This is a genomic window from Cobetia sp. MB87 (genome assembly GCF_011319755.1).
Classification (GTDB): Bacteria; Pseudomonadota; Gammaproteobacteria; order Pseudomonadales; family Halomonadaceae; genus Cobetia.
In genome coordinates this window covers 288,817-305,872 of record NZ_VFBC01000008.1, presented here as the reverse complement: position 1 = coordinate 305,872, position 17,056 = coordinate 288,817, and the positions used below count along the sequence as shown (strand labels likewise).

General features: G+C 62.9%; 11 protein-coding genes. 4 read left to right on the top strand and 7 right to left on the bottom strand.

Annotated elements, in window-relative coordinates; translation table 11 throughout:
- Positions 1 to 2 precede the first annotated feature (2 nt).
- Both cyoB and cyoA read right to left on the bottom strand, forming a co-directional pair.
- The gene (gene cyoB / locus CDPAHKCJ_RS10810) at positions 3 to 2,012 is read right to left on the bottom strand and encodes a cytochrome o ubiquinol oxidase subunit I (RefSeq protein WP_054555335.1); all 2,010 of its coding nucleotides are present in this window, start codon (positions 2,010 to 2,012) and stop codon (positions 3 to 5) included.
- 3 nt (positions 2,013 to 2,015) lie between these two features.
- The gene (gene cyoA / locus CDPAHKCJ_RS10805) at positions 2,016 to 2,984 is read right to left on the bottom strand and encodes a ubiquinol oxidase subunit II (protein ID WP_166019907.1); all 969 of its coding nucleotides are present in this window, start codon (positions 2,982 to 2,984) and stop codon (positions 2,016 to 2,018) included.
- Between the two features lie 1,411 nt (positions 2,985 to 4,395).
- Here cyoA and CDPAHKCJ_RS10800 point away from each other — a divergent pair.
- Complete coding sequence (locus CDPAHKCJ_RS10800) at positions 4,396 to 5,025, top strand: flavin reductase family protein (RefSeq protein WP_166019783.1); 630 nt, start codon at positions 4,396 to 4,398, stop codon at positions 5,023 to 5,025.
- Between the two features lie 232 nt (positions 5,026 to 5,257).
- Positions 5,258 to 6,838 (top strand): BCCT family transporter, encoded by a 1,581-nt coding sequence (locus tag CDPAHKCJ_RS10795; protein WP_166019782.1) that lies wholly within the window; start codon positions 5,258 to 5,260, stop codon positions 6,836 to 6,838.
- 127 nt (positions 6,839 to 6,965) lie between these two features.
- Here the strand turns inward: CDPAHKCJ_RS10795 and CDPAHKCJ_RS10790 are convergent, their stop codons facing one another.
- The 3 genes from CDPAHKCJ_RS10790 to CDPAHKCJ_RS10780 form a co-directional block, all read right to left on the bottom strand.
- Complete coding sequence (locus CDPAHKCJ_RS10790; protein ID WP_043333148.1) at positions 6,966 to 7,205, bottom strand: hypothetical protein; 240 nt, start codon at positions 7,203 to 7,205, stop codon at positions 6,966 to 6,968.
- Between the two features lie 245 nt (positions 7,206 to 7,450).
- Complete coding sequence (locus CDPAHKCJ_RS10785; protein WP_166019781.1) at positions 7,451 to 10,477, bottom strand: molybdopterin-dependent oxidoreductase; 3,027 nt, start codon at positions 10,475 to 10,477, stop codon at positions 7,451 to 7,453.
- The gene (locus CDPAHKCJ_RS10780) at positions 10,474 to 12,258 is read right to left on the bottom strand and encodes an NADH-ubiquinone oxidoreductase-F iron-sulfur binding region domain-containing protein (protein ID WP_166019780.1); all 1,785 of its coding nucleotides are present in this window, start codon (positions 12,256 to 12,258) and stop codon (positions 10,474 to 10,476) included. The genes CDPAHKCJ_RS10785 and CDPAHKCJ_RS10780 overlap by 4 nt, the downstream gene beginning before the upstream one ends.
- A gap of 436 nt (positions 12,259 to 12,694) precedes the next feature.
- Between CDPAHKCJ_RS10780 and CDPAHKCJ_RS10775 the strand changes: the two genes are divergently transcribed.
- Positions 12,695 to 14,284, top strand: coding sequence for a BCCT family transporter (locus CDPAHKCJ_RS10775; protein WP_166019779.1), 1,590 nt, complete (start codon positions 12,695 to 12,697; stop codon positions 14,282 to 14,284).
- A gap of 138 nt (positions 14,285 to 14,422) precedes the next feature.
- Here CDPAHKCJ_RS10775 and CDPAHKCJ_RS10770 read toward each other — a convergent pair whose 3' ends face one another.
- A complete protein-coding gene (locus CDPAHKCJ_RS10770; protein ID WP_043333741.1) occupies positions 14,423 to 14,815 on the bottom strand; it encodes a DUF4168 domain-containing protein in 393 nt (130 codons plus the stop codon).
- Positions 14,816 to 15,429: 614 nt separating this feature from the next.
- On the opposite strand from CDPAHKCJ_RS10770, the gene CDPAHKCJ_RS10765 reads away from it, so the two are divergent.
- The gene (locus CDPAHKCJ_RS10765) at positions 15,430 to 16,056 is read left to right on the top strand and encodes a DUF4174 domain-containing protein (RefSeq protein WP_166019778.1); all 627 of its coding nucleotides are present in this window, start codon (positions 15,430 to 15,432) and stop codon (positions 16,054 to 16,056) included.
- Positions 16,057 to 16,156: 100 nt separating this feature from the next.
- Here CDPAHKCJ_RS10765 and CDPAHKCJ_RS10760 read toward each other — a convergent pair whose 3' ends face one another.
- Complete coding sequence (locus tag CDPAHKCJ_RS10760) at positions 16,157 to 17,050, bottom strand: electron transfer flavoprotein subunit beta (protein ID WP_166019777.1); 894 nt, start codon at positions 17,048 to 17,050, stop codon at positions 16,157 to 16,159.
- Between the last annotated feature and the right edge of the window lie 6 nt (positions 17,051 to 17,056).

The following is a 17,056-nucleotide window of genomic DNA, read 5'->3' as shown; positions in this document are numbered from 1 at the left end:
GATTACCCCTGAACCACTGTGTCGTTAGGTGTGCGGGCGCTGGGCAGGGCGCGACGCTCGCGACCCTCACGCTCGACACGCTCCACTTCCTCGACGGACACGTAGTAGTCGATGTCGTAGTTGAAGGAGCGCACGATGAAGGTGGCGATCATGCCGACCAGCCCGACCACGGCCATCCACCAGATGTGCCAGATCAGTGCGAAACCGAACACCAGGCTGAAGGCGGAGATGATGACGCCAGCAGCGGCGTTGCGCGGCATGTGGATCGGCGCATAAGGCTTCTTGGCCTCCTGCTCGATGCCACGTTCCTTCATTTCCCAGAACTCGTCGAGCTCGGAAACCTGCGGCTCGTGAGCGAAGTTGTAGAACGGTGCCGGTGAAGTGGTGCTCCACTCCAGAGTACGACCGCCCCAGATATCGCCAGTGGTGTCCTGCAGCTGCTTGCGGTTCTTGATGCTGACCGCGATCTGGATCACGGTGCACGCGATACCGATCATGATCAGGCAGGCGCCGATGAAGGCGACGACCAGGTACGGTACCCACAGCGGGTTGTCGACGTGCTGCAGACGACGGGTCATGCCCATGAAGCCGAGGATGTACAGCGGCATGAAGGCGAGGTAGAAGCCAGTGATCCAGAACCAGAAGGAACGCTTGCCCCACTTCTCGCACAGCATGAAGCCGGTCGCTTTCGGGAACCAGTAGGTGATACCGGCCATCGCACCGAAGACCACGCCGCCGATGATGACGTTGTGGAAGTGAGCGATCAGGAACAGCGAGTTGTGCAGTACGTAGTTGGCGCCCGGAACGGCCAGCAGAACGCCGGTCATGCCACCGATGGTGAAGGTGACGATGAAGCCCAGGGTCCACAGCACCGGAGAGGTCATCTCGACGCGACCGCGGTACATGGTGAACAGCCAGTTGAAGATCTTCACACCTGTCGGGATCGAGATGATCATCGTCGCGATACCGAAGAAGGCGTTCACGTCAGCGCCGGCACCCATGGTGAAGAAGTGGTGCAGCCAGACGATGAACGACAGGACGGTGATGACGAGAGTCGCCCACACCAGCGAGGTGTAACCGAACAGCTTCTTCTTGGAGAAGGTGGAGATGACTTCGGAGAACACACCGAAGACCGGCAGCACCAGGATGTACACCTCAGGATGGCCCCAGGCCCAGATGAGGTTGACGTACATCATCATGTTTCCACCAAGGTCATTGGTGAAGAAGTGGAAGTCGAGGTAGCGATCGAGCGTCAGCATCGCGATGGTAGCGGTCAGAATCGGGAAGGCCGCGACGATCAGGACGTTGGCGCACAGTGCGGTCCAGGTGAAGACCGGCATTTTCATCAGGGACATGCCCGGCGCACGCATCTTGAGGATGGTGGCGATGAAGTTGACACCTGTCAGCAGGGTACCGACACCGGAGATCTGCAATGACCAGATCCAGTAATCCACCCCGACCCCGGGACTGTAATTGGCCCCCGACAACGGCGGATAGGCCAGCCAGCCGGTCTTGGCGAACTCACCCAGACCCAGAGAGATGTTGACCAGCAGCGCGCCGACCACGAACAGCCAGAAGCTGAGCGAGTTCAGGAACGGGAAGGCCACGTCACGTGCGCCGATCTGCAGCGGCACGACGACGTTGATCAGACCGATGACCAGCGGCATCGCCACGAAGAAGATCATGATCACGCCGTGGGCAGTGAAGATCTGGTCGTAGTGATCCGGGGGCAGATAGCCGTGCCCGCCGGTAGATGCCAGCATCTGCTGGGAACGCATCATGATCGCATCGGAGAAACCACGGATCAGCATCACCAACGCGACGATGATGTACATCATGCCGATCTTCTTGTGATCGACAGAGGTGAACCACTCATTCCACAGGTAGGCCCACTTTTTCTTTACCGTGATGAAGCCGAACAGGGCTGCACCACCGAGGATTACCGCCGCAAGCACGATCATGACGATCGGCTCGTGATACGGAACAGCCTCTATTGTGAGTTTTCCAAGCATTGCTTATTCCTCGGTTGCCATCGCAGATTCAGCGTGACCAGAAGCGTCATGATCGGACATGCCGTGTTCGGCGTTGTCGTGATGCATTCCACCCTTCTTCATGTGGCGCATCTGATCATCGCTCATGCCCAGCTCCATGCCGTCCATGTAGGGCGCCATGATCTGCTCATACAGGTTCGGCTTGACCTGACCATAGAAGGTCGGGGCAACGTCCTCGCTCGGCTCCTGGAGAGCGGCGAAGCCAGCGTCATCCAGCACCTTGCTGCTGCCGCGTGCCTTCTCGATCCAGGCGTCGAAGTCGCCTTCGCTCATGACGTGCGTCTTGAAGTGCATGTCCGCGAAGCCGGCGCCGCTATAGCTGGCAGAGATACCGTCGTAGGTGCCCACTTCATTGCCGATCAGGTGCAGACGGTTTTCCATCCCCGCCATTGCATAGATCTGGCTACCGAGCTGCGGGACGAAGAACGAGTTCATCACCGTGTCGGATGTGATGTGGAAGCGAACCTGACGATCCACCGGCATGGCCAGTTCATTGACCGTCGCGATGCCCTGCTCCGGATAGATGAACAACCACTTCCAGTCCATGGACACGACCTGCACCTCGATCGGCTCACCGCCGTCGACGATCTCGGCACGCGGGTCCAGCTCATGCGTGCTCTTCCAGGTCAGGATGCCCAGAGCGAGGATGATCAGGCACGGAATGCCCCAGACCACGATCTCGATCTTGGTGGAATGCGCCCAGTTGGGCGTGTAGGTCGCCTTGCTCTGCTTGGTATCGCGATAGCGCCAGGCGAACCACAGCGTCATGAAGATGACCGGGATAACAACCACGAGCATCAGATAGGTAGCAGTCAGGATCAGCGACTTTTCGGATTCACCGATAGGCCCCTTGGGATCGAAGAGTACGGCGTCACAGCCGGACAGCATCAATAATCCCGCGAGGATAGGGAGTCCCCGCAGAGCCCCCCGCATTAGGCTTTTTCTCATCTCACGACCTCGTTGGAACACGCCATGGCGTCATGACGAGCCCACATGTGGAACACAGCGTTCGAAGAAATGACCAACAGGAAGCCGTCGATCTTTCGAACGAAATCAGAAGATTTCCCGCAGGCGGGCACAGGATAGAGAAAAGACAGGGGGGCTGACTACGGGGCAGGATGACGCACCAGGGGCCACATGCGGATGACTTCGGCCAGCCGGTGCGCACCAATCATGCCTTGGGCGGCATGAGTTCTCTCACGCTCGAGGGAGGTTAAGGCAGCTGGATCCGGTGGCGAAGCCGACACTCACCGCAATGATGTCGCGACAGTGCATGCCTTGCAGGGCCAGACAGAACCTCAATCGCCAGTCTTCACCGCAAAGCCAGCCCCCCTGCCCTGCCTGATGATGCCTGGGAGAATCACGACCTTGTCGCGCCACAATTCTGTGCATCTCCACAAATCTCCTTGCCACCGGCGCAGCACGCGGCGTCGAAGCAACCACTACCACCACACGATAATGCGCAACAAAAATCCAACAAATGACTAAATATCGAAATTAACTACCAAAAAATACGCCACTCGGCCTTTCAAAAGTTGCTGAAGTACTCCCCCACCCCGGGCGAGAGAGACATTTTCCCAGCATGATACTTGTATGATCCGGGCGTTCATTGATGAGAAAACATGCCTCATTATCGATCATGACCTGACAGGTAAATGCACCATGATGCGTCTCGCATGATGCTGGCATCCCCGATCAACAGGGGACGCTTTTTCGCAACCTTGGCATGCCATTCTCATGATCAATACCGAACCAAATGGCCTGATGACTGTCATTTTCTGTCATCCATTTACGCGGGCTCACCACCTTTCTGTCAGATGACGCCCAGCCCGCAACCATAAAAAATATACAAATAAACACAATACAGAAACTTTTTGGTTACAAATTCTGCACAAAAATCCGGTTTCCCGCCCCCATTGTGTGACTTGAGTCAGACAAGGAATGAACTCGACCGAGGCGTCAGGAACAACATCCTCGAAAAAGGTCAAGACCTGCGACAATTGACCACACCAAAAATACTGGCAATGATCTGGGAGAATTTCCCGGGACCTTTTCCACGCCCAGCAGCCAGATAGATCACTCTTCACCAGCACCAGCGGCCTGTGGGCAGGCGCGATTCGCGCTCCACATCCGCGATGATTCGCGGCCGCCACTCGCCACGACGACCAGATTTTCGCGCGCTCGGCCTGACGGTCTCTGACTCTCGAATGTCAGGCGCCGTGCCACATGCAGCCTGAGCGGATCGAGAGCCACGCCCTGCAACGCCCGCTCTGCGATAACAGCGCTATACAACGGCCCCAAAACAACAGCTCTACAACAACAGCCCTGCAACGAGACCCTCACCATGACTGCCTCCTCGACCACACATTCCCTCATCGCTGCCGACCAGCTTCCCGCAGGTATCCTCTATCGCCTGTTCTCCGGCAGCATCGCGCCCCGGCCGATCGCCTGGGTCTCGACCATCGATGCGGCAGGCAACACCAATCTCGCGCCCTTCTCGTTCTTCACCATCGCCAGCATCAATCCGCCGGTGCTCGCCTTCAGCCCGCTGCGCAATGGCGAAGGCAAGACCAAGGACACCCTCAACAACCTCGGACAGGTCGCGGAGTGCGTCATCCACATCGGTGGTGAGGCGATGAGCGAGGCGCTCAATCTCACCAGCGCCAGTCTCGCGGCCGACGAGGACGAGTTCACCCATGCGGGCCTGAACAAGGTAGCCATGCCGCCGCTTGCGGTTCCGCGCGTGGGGGGCGCCCCGATCGCCTTCGGTTGTCGCCTGCGCGACATCATCTCGTTCGGTGAGCAGCCGCTGGCCGGTTCACTGGTACTGGCCGAGGTGGTGGTGATGCATGCCGACGAAACGGTCTGGGATGGGCGGCATGTCGACAATGCGGTGCTGCGTGCCATCGGGCGCATGGCCGGCAGTGACTATGCACGCACGGACAGCCTGTTCAGTCTAGAGCGCCCCGAATGACTTCCCGGTACGAGCAATGGACCTATAAACCTCAATACAATCAATGCCTTTCATCGCACCACCAGGATGACTCAAGGTTTGACGCCGTCACCTGCAACTGGCAGAAATGCGCATGTTGCACAGGGCTTCAGACCAAGATCTGAACGCTTTCACCAGGCGGGACAAGGTCCCTCATTCTGACTCGAGATGCCCATAGGAGCGGCTATCGAAAGAAAAAATACGAGGTAACTTCATGTCATCGAATCCGTACGTGACGGATTACCAGATCGGTCAGGACAATGTTCAGCGACTCGGGCTGGATGTCCACAAGCCGGTCTTCACCATCAGTGCGCTGCTGATCGTAGGGTTCATCCTGTTCACGCTGCTGATGCCCGAGTCGGCAAAGTCGGCGCTGGGCGGTGCCAAGGCATGGTCCATCACCCATGGTGATTGGCTGTTCATGCTCGCCAGCAACTTCTTCATCCTGTTCTGCCTGCTGCTGGTTCTGCACCCGGTCAGCCGCCTGCGCCTGGGCGGACGCGACGCCAAGCCGGAATTCAGCCGCATGGCCTGGTTCGCGATGCTGTTCGCTGCCGGCATGGGCACCGGCCTGATGTTCTGGGGGGTCGCCGAGCCAGTGGCGTACTACACCGACTGGTCAGGCACGCCCCTGAACGCACCACCGCGCACGCCGGAAGGTGCAACGGCGGCACTCTCGGCCACCGTCTTCCATTACGGGCTTCACCCGTGGGCCATGTATGCCGTGATCGGCCTGTCACTGGCCTTCTTCGCCTACAACAAGGGCCTGCCGCTGACGCTGCGCTCGGTGTTCTACCCCTTGCTGGGTGAGCGTGTATGGGGCTGGAGCGGACATATCATCGATATCGTCGCGGTGCTCGCCACCCTGTTCGGCCTTGCCACCTCGCTGGGGCTGGGCGCGGCCCAGGCGGCCTCCGGGTTGGACCATCTGTTCGGCATCGGCGATGGACTGGTCAGCCAGATCGGCGTGATCGTGGCGGTCACGCTCGCGGCCATCTACTCGGTGAGTCGCGGCCTGGATGGCGGCGTCAAACGCCTCTCCAATCTCAACATGATGCTGGCCGCGCTGCTGGTGGTCTTCCTGTTCATCGTCGGCCCGACCATGGACATCATCACCGGGCTCGGCACCACCAGCGTCGGCTATCTGGAATATCTGCTGCCGCTGTCCAACTGGATCGATCGCCCCGACGAAGGCTGGTTCCATAGCTGGACCATCTTCTACTGGGCCTGGTGGATTTCCTGGTCGCCGTTCGTCGGCATGTTCATCGCGCGTATCTCCCGCGGACGCAGTGTGCGCGAATTCGTGACCGCCGTGCTGGTGGTACCGACCCTGGTCACCATCGTGTGGATGACCGTCTTCGGTGGCACCGCACTGGAAGAGGCGCGAGCCGCCGGCAGCGAACTGGCCCAGGGCATCGAGACTCCCTCGATGGCCATGTTCCAGATGTTCGACAGCCTGCCGCTGTCGTCCATCACGTCCTGCGTCGCCATCGTGCTGGTGCTGGTATTCTTCGTGACCTCCTCCGACTCCGGCTCGCTGGTGATCGACTCCATCACCGCCGGTGGCAAGCAGGATGCCCCGACGCGCCAGCGTGTCTTCTGGGCAGCGGCCGGCGGCCTGATCGCCTGTGCCCTGCTGTATGGCGGCGGCAACACCGCACTGAGTGCGCTGCAGGCGGGCGCCATCTCCACGGGGCTACCCTTCACGGTGGTACTGCTGGTGATGTGCTTCTCGCTGTTCCGCGGTCTGCGCTGGGAGAAACGCGAGTACGACCGCGCCAACGCATCGACCTGAGCCACTGCGCGCAGTGAAAAGAGGCGAGTGAGCACCCACGCAAAAGGGCCTGTCAGTCGACAGGCCCTTTTGTTCATCTGGCAGACGGTGTCAGTGCGCGGCGCGCAATCTTTCTTGAGTGCCGCGCCTAGCGCAGCCCCGGCAGCAGATACTTGTCCAGCGCCTGGCGCACCGAGGGCAGCAGGATATCGGAGTGCATCACCAGCTCACGCACCAGTTCCTGCAGGCCCGGCACACCCACTTCGGCATGCTTTCTGAGTGCCATGCGTGCACAGGTGTCCGCGCAGGCATGCTCGGAAATCTGCACGCCCAGCGCCACCAGCCGCTCACGAAAGTCTTCGTGATCAATCAGCTCCACGATCATCATCGTCATTCTCCTTGCTCGCTGACGGCGGGCATTGTCATTGGTATTGACCCACTCTGCTCTGAGCATAGCCCTTGTGAGGATAATCGAAATGCACGACAGGCTGTCTCCGACATTCTGGTCAGACCGAGGCGCGCCCTGCGTATCCGCCAGCGCCACTGCCATAGGCATTTGCGCCAGACGTACCCTTTCCTTTGCGCCAGACGTCCCCTTTCCTTTCCCTCTCCTCCTCTCACCTCCCCTCGCGTTCAGGTGTCCAGACTGGCCGAGACAGGTTCGGCTCTGGCCAGACGGCAGGCGGCGTACTTGAACTCCGGAATCTTGCCCACCGGATCGAGCGCTGGATTGGTCAACAGGTTGGCGGCGGCCTCGGCGTAGCAGAATGGTACGAAGACCATGCCGGCCGGCGTCAGCGGATCGGCGCGGGTGGCAAGAGTGATCTGGCCACGCCGCGTGGTGATCGAGAGCGGCTCGCCCGGCGTGATGCCCAGGCGCTCCAGCTCCACCGGATTGAGCGTAGCCACGGCGGCCGGCTCGAGATTGTCGAGCACCGTCGCGCGGCGTGTCATCGAGCCGGTATGCCAATGCTCCAGCTGACGGCCGGTGGTCAACACCGTCGGGTAGTCATCATCCAGCGTCTCATCCGGCGGCGTGGGCCAGGTCGGCACGAAGCGGGCACGGCCGCTGGCGCGCGGGAAGCCCTCGCCGAACACCACATCCTCGCCCTCGCCTCCCGGCGTCAGGCACGGATAGGTCACCGAGTTCTCCTCGGACAGCCGCGCCCAGTCGATGTTGTCGAGGGAATCCATGCCCTGCTGCATCTCGGCATAGATCTCCTCCGGCCCGGCGTAATCCCAGTCAAGCCCCATGCGCCGTGCCAGCTGCTGGGTGATCCACCAGTCCGGCTTCGCCTCGCCCGGGGCGCGCAGTGCCGCCCGCCCACGCTGCACCTGGCGGTTGGTATTGGTGACGCTGCCGTCCTTCTCCGGCCAGGCGTACGAAGGCAGCACCACATCGGCGAACTGCGCCGTCTCGGTGACGAAGATGTCCTGCACCACCAGATGCTCGAGATGTGCCAGCGCGCTGCGCGCGTGATCGAGATCCGGGTCCGACATCGCCGGATTCTCGCCGAGGATGTACATGCCGCGGATCTGATCGGCATGGATGGCGTGCATGATCTCCACCACCGTCAGGCCGGGTGTGGCCGAGAGCGGCGTATCCCACAGCGCTTCCAGCCGCTCGCGCGCCGCCGTGTCACCCACCGGCTGATAATCAGGGAAGACCATCGGAATCATCCCGGCATCCGAGGCGCCCTGGACGTTGTTCTGCCCGCGCAGCGGATGCAGGCCGGTGCCTTCACGCCCGACATGGCCACACACCAGCGCCAGCGCGATCAGACAGCGCGCGTTGTCGGTGCCGTGGGTGTGCTGCGAGATGCCCATGCCCCAGAAGATCATCGCGCGCTCGGCCATCGCGTACTCACGGGCCACGGCGCGAATCTCTTCTGCCGCCACGCCACACAGCGGCGACATCGCCTCCGGCGTCAGCGCCGCGACATGCTCCGCCAGCGCGGCGAAGTCCTCGGTATGCGCCTCGATGTAGGCCTGATTGGCCAGCCCCTCGGTGATGATGACGTTGAGCATGGCATTGAACAGCGCCACGTCCGCCCCCGGCGTGAACTGGATCGAGCGATGCGCATGACGCCGCAGCGCCAGCGCACGCGGGTCGATCACCACGATGCGCGTGCCACGCCTGGCGGCGCGCTTGAAGAAGGTCGCCGCCACCGGATGATTGACGCCCGGGTTGCAGCCGGTCAGCACGATCAGATCAGACTGCTCGGCCTGCATGAAGGAGGCGCTCACGCCGCCCGAGCCGACGCCTTCCATCAGCGCCGCCACTGAACTTGCATGACACAGGCGCGTGCAATGATCGACATGATTGGAGCCGAAGCCGGTACGCACCAGCTTCTGGAACAGCCACGCCTCCTCGTTGGTGCACTTGGCGCTGCCGAAGCCCGCCAGGCTGTCGGGGCCATGCGCGCGCTTGAGGCGCATGAGCCCCTCGGCCGCGACCTCGAGGGCCTCGTCCCAGCTGGCCTCACGGAAGTGGGTCAGCGGGTGGGCGGGATCGAAGTTCGCATCCAGCCCCTTGGCCACGCCGTCACGGCGGATCAGGGGGCGGATCAGACGCTCCGGATGGCGCGGATAATCGAAGCCGAAGCGCCCCTTCACGCACAGGCGTCCGTGATTGGAGGGGCCATCACGACCACTGACCGCAATGATGTTGTCCAGCCGCGTATCCGCGACGCGCTGCCGGCGCTTGTCAGTCTTGAGGGAGTCGCCGTCCGCCATGCCCTGCTGGGCATCCGCCAGGGTCGCGACCGGTTGCCCCTCGGCACTCAACGCCTCGCCGCTGCCACGGCTGATCTGATACTCCAGCTGACAGCCCACACCGCAGTACGGGCAGATGGAGGCAACGCGCGCATCGACGGCGGCGCTGTCGCCGAAGCCCTGCTCATCCACCTGGGCGGCGGGCATCAGGGCGCCGGTCGGGCAGGCCTGCACGCACTCGCCGCAGGCGACGCAGGTGCTGTCGCCCATCGGGTCCTCGAGATCGAACACGATGCGCGTATTGCTGCCGCGCCCCGCCAGCCCGATCACGTCATTGACCTGCACCTCGCGACAGGCGCGCACGCACAGGCCGCAGCTGATGCAGGCGTCATGATTGACCGCCATCGCGGTGTGGGAGTGATCGAGAGCGCTGGCCTGCGTCGGCAACCACTCCTCCACCGTATCCCCCAGCCACTCGCGGACCGTCTCGCGGGCGCCGCCCAGGGTCTCGCGCGCGTGCCCGACATCCACCGCCAGCAGCTCGGCCATCGCCATGAAGTGGCTGCTGACATCGGGGTTGTGCGCCTCGGCGGGCATGTCGGCGGCGAGCAGCTCCACCACCATCGCGCGCGCCTCGCCGGCACGCCGTGAACTGGCACTACGCACCACCATGCCCGCCCGCGCCTCGCGGATGCAGCTGGCGGCGAGAGTGCGCTCGCCATCGATCTCGACCATGCAGGCGCGACAGTTGCCATCGCCGCGATAATCCGGCGCTTCGCTGTAGCAGAGATGGGGAATCGTCTCGCCGGCACGCCTGGCGACCTTCCACAGCGTCTCGCCGGGATAGGCCGTCACCTCGGCGCCATCCAGCGTGATGGTGAAGCCATTCTCGCGCAGCGGCTGATCATCCGAGGATGAGTTGCCCAATCCTGTCAGCGCATTCATGCCTCACCTCCCGTGGTGTCAGCCGCATGGCTCGTGGCGTCGGCCGCATCGCTCGTGGCGATCAGGCGCACCCCACCATCCGCGAGGGTCTGGCGGAAGTCCTTGAGCAGGCCGAGCACCGGATTGGGCGCGGCCTGGCCAAGCCCGCAGATCGAGGCATCCATCATCACCTGCGACAAACGCGTCAGCAGCGACTCATCCCACTCATCTCCACTGAGCGCCGCCAGCATCTGGCGCGTGCCGACACGACACGGCGTGCACTGGCCGCAGGACTCGTCCATGAAGAAACTCATCAGATTGCGCGCCACCGCCGCCAGGTCGTCCTTATCCGACAGCACCACCACCGCGGCCGAGCCGATGAAGCAGCCGTGGGCCTGCAGGGTGTCAAAGTCCAGCGGCAGGTCCGCCTTGCTGGCCGGCAGAATGCCGCCGGAGGCCCCGCCGGGCAGATAGGCCCGCAGACGATGGCCCTCGGCCATGCCGCCGCCGTATTCCTCGACCAGCTCATTGAGCGTGATGCCGGCCGGTGCCAGATACATGCCCGGGCGTCTGACGCGCCCGGAGAGCGAGAAGCTGCGCAGCCCCTGACGTCCCTGACGCCCGGCCGCGACGTAGTGGTCATGGCCTTCGCGATGGAGCCGCGCGATCCAATAGACCGTCTCGACGTTGTTGACCAGGGTCGGGCGGCCGAACAACCCGCACTGGGCCACGAAGGGCGGACGCTGACGCGGCTTGCCGGGCTTGCCTTCCAGCGACTCGATCAGCGCCGATTCCTCGCCACAGATATAGGCGCCGGCGCCACGCCGTAGCTGGATATAGCCCGGCGCGACGAGGCCAGCGGCTTCCAGCTCCGCGATGCACTCGCGCAGCACGGCATTCAGGGTCGGGTACTCGTCGCGCAGATAGAGGTAGAGCGCTTCGGCCTCGATGGCATGCGCACTGGCCAGCGCACCCTCGAGGAAGGTGTGCGGCTCACGCTCCAGATAGCAGCGGTCCTTGAAGGTGCCGGGCTCGCCTTCATCGGCATTGATCACGCAATAACGCGGCCCGGCCTCGGCACGCACGAAGCCCCACTTGCGAAACGTCGGGAAACCCGCCCCGCCCAGGCCACGCAGACCGGCCTGTTCGATCATCTGCGCCAGGTCCTCGATGCTGACCTCACCGCCATCCAGCGCGGCGAGCAGCCCATAGCCGCCACTGGCGCGATATTCCGCCAGCCGCGGATAGTCGAGACTCGCTGCCGGCGCGGCATGCACATGGCCCTCGGCAATCGCCGCCGTGACGCCTTCCACGCTGGCATGGCCGAGATGGTAATGCCCGACCTCCGCCACCGGCGCACTGTCGCAGCGCCCCATGCAGGGCGCACGCAGCACGCGCACCTGTTCGGGGTCCAGCCCCGAGGCGAGACCGGCGCGCAAGGCTTCGGAGCCGGCCAGCTGACAGGACAGCGAATCACAGACGCGCACGGTCAGCGCCGCGGGCGGCGTCTCGCCATCGCGAACCACGGTGAAGTGGGCATAGAAGGTGGCCGTCTCGTAGACCTCGGCCATCGGCAGACGCATCCACTCGGCCAGCGCGCGCAGATGGGGCAGCGTCAGGTAGCCGACCTTATAATTGAGCACATGCAGATATTCGAGCAGAAGGTCACGCTGCACCGGGGCATCACCCAGCAGGCGCTGAATCGCACCCCAGGCCTCGGCATCCAGCGGGCGGCCGCGCAACTGGCTGCGCGAACGGCGGCGAGCGACGGGCGTCGGCTCGGTCAGGGTCTCAGGCGTCATGGCGGCACCACATTGTTATCGTTATGAACTGGCGGATCGTGCGGTCGAGACAACGGCCTGGCTGGACCGTGGACGCGGCTTTGTAGAGGTATTCCAGGTCAGGCAAGGCCGATGAGCCAGGCAGGTTCCTTCACTGTAGATCGCAATCTACAAAGCGGGCAGAGCCGCGACAACCGCCTCCCCCACCGAATCGTCTCGCGTGTCAGCCATGCACATGTCGGCGTCGTATCCAGCTAACTCGCCCTCGCCAAGCCCTCACACAATCACCGAGGTCCGGCGGCGACCTGCCCCGCAGTCAGACTCGTCACCGCGCTGTGGATTGCTACTCCACCACCCTTCCCACATCGCAGCCCCGGGAGACACCCGCGACAACACCTCGCTTCACGCCAACTGCCCTGCCCGGCTGGCGACACCAATAACAACATGAGGTCACCACATGTCATCGAATCCGTATGACACGGACTACGAGATCGGCCAGGACAATGTCCAGGTCATGGGTCTCGATGTCCACAACCCCGTCTTCGCGATCAGCGCCGTGCTGATCGTCAGCTTCATCCTGTTTGCCATCGTCTTCCCTGCGGGCGCGGAAAGTGCCCTGGGCGGCGCCAAGGCCTGGTCCATCGCGCATGGTGACTGGCTGTTCATGCTGGCCGGCAACCTCTTCGTGCTGTTCTGCCTGCTGCTGATCGTGCATCCGGTGGGCAAGCTGCGCCTGGGCGGCCAGAAGGCGACCCCCGAGTTCTCGACACGCTCCTGGTTCGCGATGCTGTTCGCCGCCGGCATGGGCATCGGCCTGATGTTCTGGAGCGTCGCCGAGCCGGTGGCCTATTACACCGACTGGTACGGCACGCCACTCAACGCGCCGGCCGGAACGCCGGAAGGGGCACGCGCCGCGCTGGGAGCCACCATGTATCACTGGGGCCTGCACCCCTGGGCCATCTACGCCGTGGTAGGGCTGTCGCTGGCTTTCTTTACCTACAACAAGGGCCTGCCGCTGACCATCCGTTCGGCGTTCTACCCGATACTCGGCGAGCGCACCTGGGGCTGGATGGGGCATATCGTCGATATCCTCGCCGTGCTGGCGACCATCTTCGGCCTGGCGACGTCGCTGGGGCTGGGCTCCGCTCAGGCGGCATCGGGACTGGACTACCTGTTCGGCGTCGGCGATGGCCTGCCAACCCAGATCGCGATCATCATCCTGGTGACGCTGGTGGCCATCTACTCGGTCAGTCGTGGTCTGGATGGTGGCGTGAAGCTGCTCTCCAACATCAACATGATCATCGCCGCCGTGCTGATCATCTTCATCCTCATCTTCGGGCCGACACTCGCCATTCTCATGGGTCTGGGCACCACCACCCTCAGCTATGTGGAATATCTGCTGCCACTGTCCAACTGGATCGGCCGTCCCGATGAAAGCTGGTTCCACGGCTGGACCGTCTTCTACTGGGCGTGGTGGATTTCCTGGTCACCGTTCGTCGGCATGTTCATCGCGCGAGTCTCGCGCGGCCGCACGGTGCGCGAATTCGTCACCGCCGTGCTGCTGGTGCCGACACTCGTCACCATCGTGTGGATGTCCGTCTTCGGCGGCACGGCGTTGGAACAGGCCATCAATGGCGTCGGCGCACTGACCAATGGTATCGATTCCGTGTCGCTGGCCATGTTCCAGATGCTCGACAACCTGCCGCTGTCCGGCGTGGCATCCTTGATCGCCATCGTGCTGGTACTGGTGTTCTTCGTGACCTCGTCCGACTCGGGCTCGATGGTGATCGACTCGATCACCGCCGGTGGCAAGATCGACGCGCCGGTCAGCCAGCGAGTCTTCTGGGCGGCGATGGAAGGCCTGATCGCCGGTGCCCTGCTCTATGGCGGGGGAAGCGCCGCATTGGGCTCATTGCAAGCCGGTGCCATCGCCACGGGTCTGCCGTTCACGCTGGTACTGCTGGTGATGTGCTATTCGCTGTTCCGTGGCCTGTTGCAGGAAAAGAAGGCACAGGACATGCTCATTCGTCCGGTCGCCGGTGCCTGACATGCGGCGTGACCCAAGGCTTTACTGACCAGGGCGGTACTGACTGACAGGCCGCAAGACATGGGCACAAAAAAACGCCGCCCCCGGTAACCGGGGGCGGCGTCTTCATTGGATGACCCGAACGTCATCCAGGCGAGATCAGGAGTTTTCCTGAGCCAGCTTCTGCACCTTCTTCATCAGGTCCGGGTCGTTCTGAACCGCTTGACCGATGGAGTTGAAGGTGGCGACTTCCAGACCGGAGTCTTCGACAGCGCTGACCATCTCGTCATTGGCTTCCTGACGCACGCTCTGCTTGGCAGTCTCGTCGTCGGCTTTCTGCAGCTTGCCGGCGAATTCCTGAGAGATGCGTGCGATATCCTGAGAGGCCGCAGCGAACTGTTCCAGCTGAGCATCAGTGAAATCGCCAGCCTGAGCCTGTGCCGCCTGGGCAGTAGACTGACCCTGGGCCGGTGCGTCAGCAGCGAACGCCGGTGCCGACATCATGCCCGCGGAAATCAGGGCAGCCGTCATGTATGCAGTCATCCGTTTCATTGCAGCCTCCAGCAGTGATCAATAAGTGTTTGCCCTAACTCAGACGGGCCTGACGACAGGATGTTCATTTTTTCATGCAACTCTTTGAAAACATTCTGTATCGCCAGAGTTACATGAGTCGCAGATCAGCAACGTAAAAGCCGCGGAGCCACGCATGACGGGCGTCATGACGGCTGGACGTGCATACAGCTTGCACTACGACTTTGGAAATATCTGTAGCATGCCGCGTAAAGTCTGCACGCGCTTTGCGGAGAGCCACGCCACCTGTTGCCGCCGCTATCGGTATGTCGCCACTGGCCTTCTCACAGGCTGAATGAGGGCGGCATATCGTGAAGTACCACATAAATCGCGCGCCGACGGGCAGCAAACTCCCGGCGACTGGCTTAGTCTTGAAGGAGAGTCTGTCATTCGGGGTGTGCCATTCTCCTGTGCAACCTGCTTCTGCCGCCAGGCTGGCTATCCCAGCTCATATCATTCGCCGCCGGAGGACTGCCATGTCCACGCACATACCGTCCGCGCAGAGACTGTCCTCGCAGGTACTGTCCTCACAGATACGGTCCGCGCCGCCTCGACTGCTCACGCACCGCAGGCTGACGCCGGGCCTGATGAGCCTCATGCTTCTGGCCCTGCTGCCGGCCCTGATGCTGAGCTCGCCGGTGCATGCCATCAGCCTGCTGGATTCGGACGCCGACCTGAACGCGCCCGCCGAGACATCCACTGGCGCGCCACCGCCACCGACCTCACCGGACACCGCGGAGACCACCATGACCGCCGCCAATGTCGACCCCGCCGCCAACCCGTTGTTGGGCGAGACCTGGAACCGACGCTCGCTGGTGCTGATCGCGCCGGATGAGCAGGACCGGGATCTCGAGCGCCAGCGCGAGGAACTGCGCGCCACGCGTGGCGAGATGCAGCAACGCGACATGACGCTCTATACGCTGATGGGTACGCGCGGCATCCACGATGGCGTGCCGATGAGCTTCGAGGAGGTGCGTGCCCTGCGTGATGCCATGCAACTGCGCGAGGGTGCGCCCTTCACCGTCATCCTGATGGGCAAGGACGGCGGCAAGAAGATGCAGCAGGAAGGCTTCGTCTCCCCCGACCAGATCTATCAGGTGATCGACAACATGCCGATGCGCCAGCGCGAAGCCAGCCAGGCAGCGCGCAAGGCTCCCCAGGGAACCGACGAGCACACCTCGCCCGAGCCCTTGAACGATGAGGACTGGCAGTGGGAGGAGTGATCCTCTGTAAGAGCGATCTTCTGTGAGGAGCGACCTTCTGTGAGGTATGAAAAAGCCCCTGCCAGCGTGCTGACAGGGGCTTTTTACCGTCTGCGCGACTTCAGCGCAGCACGCCTTCCTCACGCAGCAGCTTGAGGATTTCCGCCGCGCCTTCCTCGGCGCTCACGCCTTCCAGACGCTTGCCACCACCTCCTTCGGCCTTGGCGGCCGCGGCCTTGAAACGATCACGCGCGCTGGTCGCCTTGATACGCTTCAAGCGCTTGGGTCGCTTGCGAGCTGGCGCCACGCTGAAGGCCTCCGCCAGCACGTCATGGGCAAGCTCACCGCTGGCCACCGCGGCTAGCTCGCCACGTCGCGCCTGACCAAAGGCTGATTGACGCGCCGCCGGTGCGGCGGAGTCGACACTGACAAGCGCCGGCAGCTTCACGCGCAGACGCCGTCGCTGGCCGCGCGGCAATGCCTGCAGCGCAGTCAGCTGCTCGCCATCACAGCTTTCGATCGCGACGATGCCCTCCACCAGCGGCCAGCCAAGGCTCTCCGCCAGCAGATGCGGCAGCAGGCCACTGCCCTCGCCGGTCTCGCCCTGACCGCCGCACACCACCAGCTGCGGTGCCGCCTGCTTGAGGCGCGCCACCAGCAGCGGCCAGACATCGATGACCGGTTGATCAATGGCAGCCGCCTGTGAATCGACAGCTTCAAGGGTGTTGGGCGTCACCAGCGTCAACGACTCCAGCCCCATGCCCAGATAGCCGCGCAGCGCCTGGTCCTGTTCGCTACCGGGGATGATCTCGCTGCCACTGGCATGCCAGGCGCTGAGGCTGACGGCACCGGGCGCAGACTGGCGCTCCAGCGCCAGACACAGTTCCAGGGCGCGGGCGTCCTGCTCGGCACGCCGCAGACGCCCCGAAACCGGGTGCTGACCCAGCGATACCAGACTCACGACCTCAAGCGGTGCCGAGGCCTGCTGCGCAACGGACGAACGATCTGCCTTCATGTCCTT

Bases quoted from the DNA above. Each gene is read 5' to 3' on its own strand.
- CDPAHKCJ_RS10775 (WP_166019779.1), top strand. From the start codon at position 12,695: ATGTCATCGAATCCGTATGACACGGACTACGAGATCGGCCAGGACAAT.
- CDPAHKCJ_RS10790 (WP_043333148.1), bottom strand. From the start codon at position 7,205: ATGATGATCGTGGAGCTGATTGATCACGAAGACTTTCGTGAGCGGCTG.
- CDPAHKCJ_RS10765 (WP_166019778.1), top strand. From the start codon at position 15,430: ATGCTTCTGGCCCTGCTGCCGGCCCTGATGCTGAGCTCGCCGGTGCAT.
- cyoA (WP_166019907.1), bottom strand. From the start codon at position 2,984: ATGCGGGGGGCTCTGCGGGGACTCCCTATCCTCGCGGGATTATTGATG.
- CDPAHKCJ_RS10795 (WP_166019782.1), top strand. From the start codon at position 5,258: ATGTCATCGAATCCGTACGTGACGGATTACCAGATCGGTCAGGACAAT.
- CDPAHKCJ_RS10780 (WP_166019780.1), bottom strand. From the start codon at position 12,258: ATGACGCCTGAGACCCTGACCGAGCCGACGCCCGTCGCTCGCCGCCGT.
- CDPAHKCJ_RS10785 (WP_166019781.1), bottom strand. From the start codon at position 10,477: ATGAATGCGCTGACAGGATTGGGCAACTCATCCTCGGATGATCAGCCG.
- CDPAHKCJ_RS10770 (WP_043333741.1), bottom strand. From the start codon at position 14,815: ATGAAACGGATGACTGCATACATGACGGCTGCCCTGATTTCCGCGGGC.
- CDPAHKCJ_RS10760 (WP_166019777.1), bottom strand. From the start codon at position 17,050: ATGAAGGCAGATCGTTCGTCCGTTGCGCAGCAGGCCTCGGCACCGCTT.
- cyoB (WP_054555335.1), bottom strand. From the start codon at position 2,012: ATGCTTGGAAAACTCACAATAGAGGCTGTTCCGTATCACGAGCCGATC.
- CDPAHKCJ_RS10800 (WP_166019783.1), top strand. From the start codon at position 4,396: ATGACTGCCTCCTCGACCACACATTCCCTCATCGCTGCCGACCAGCTT.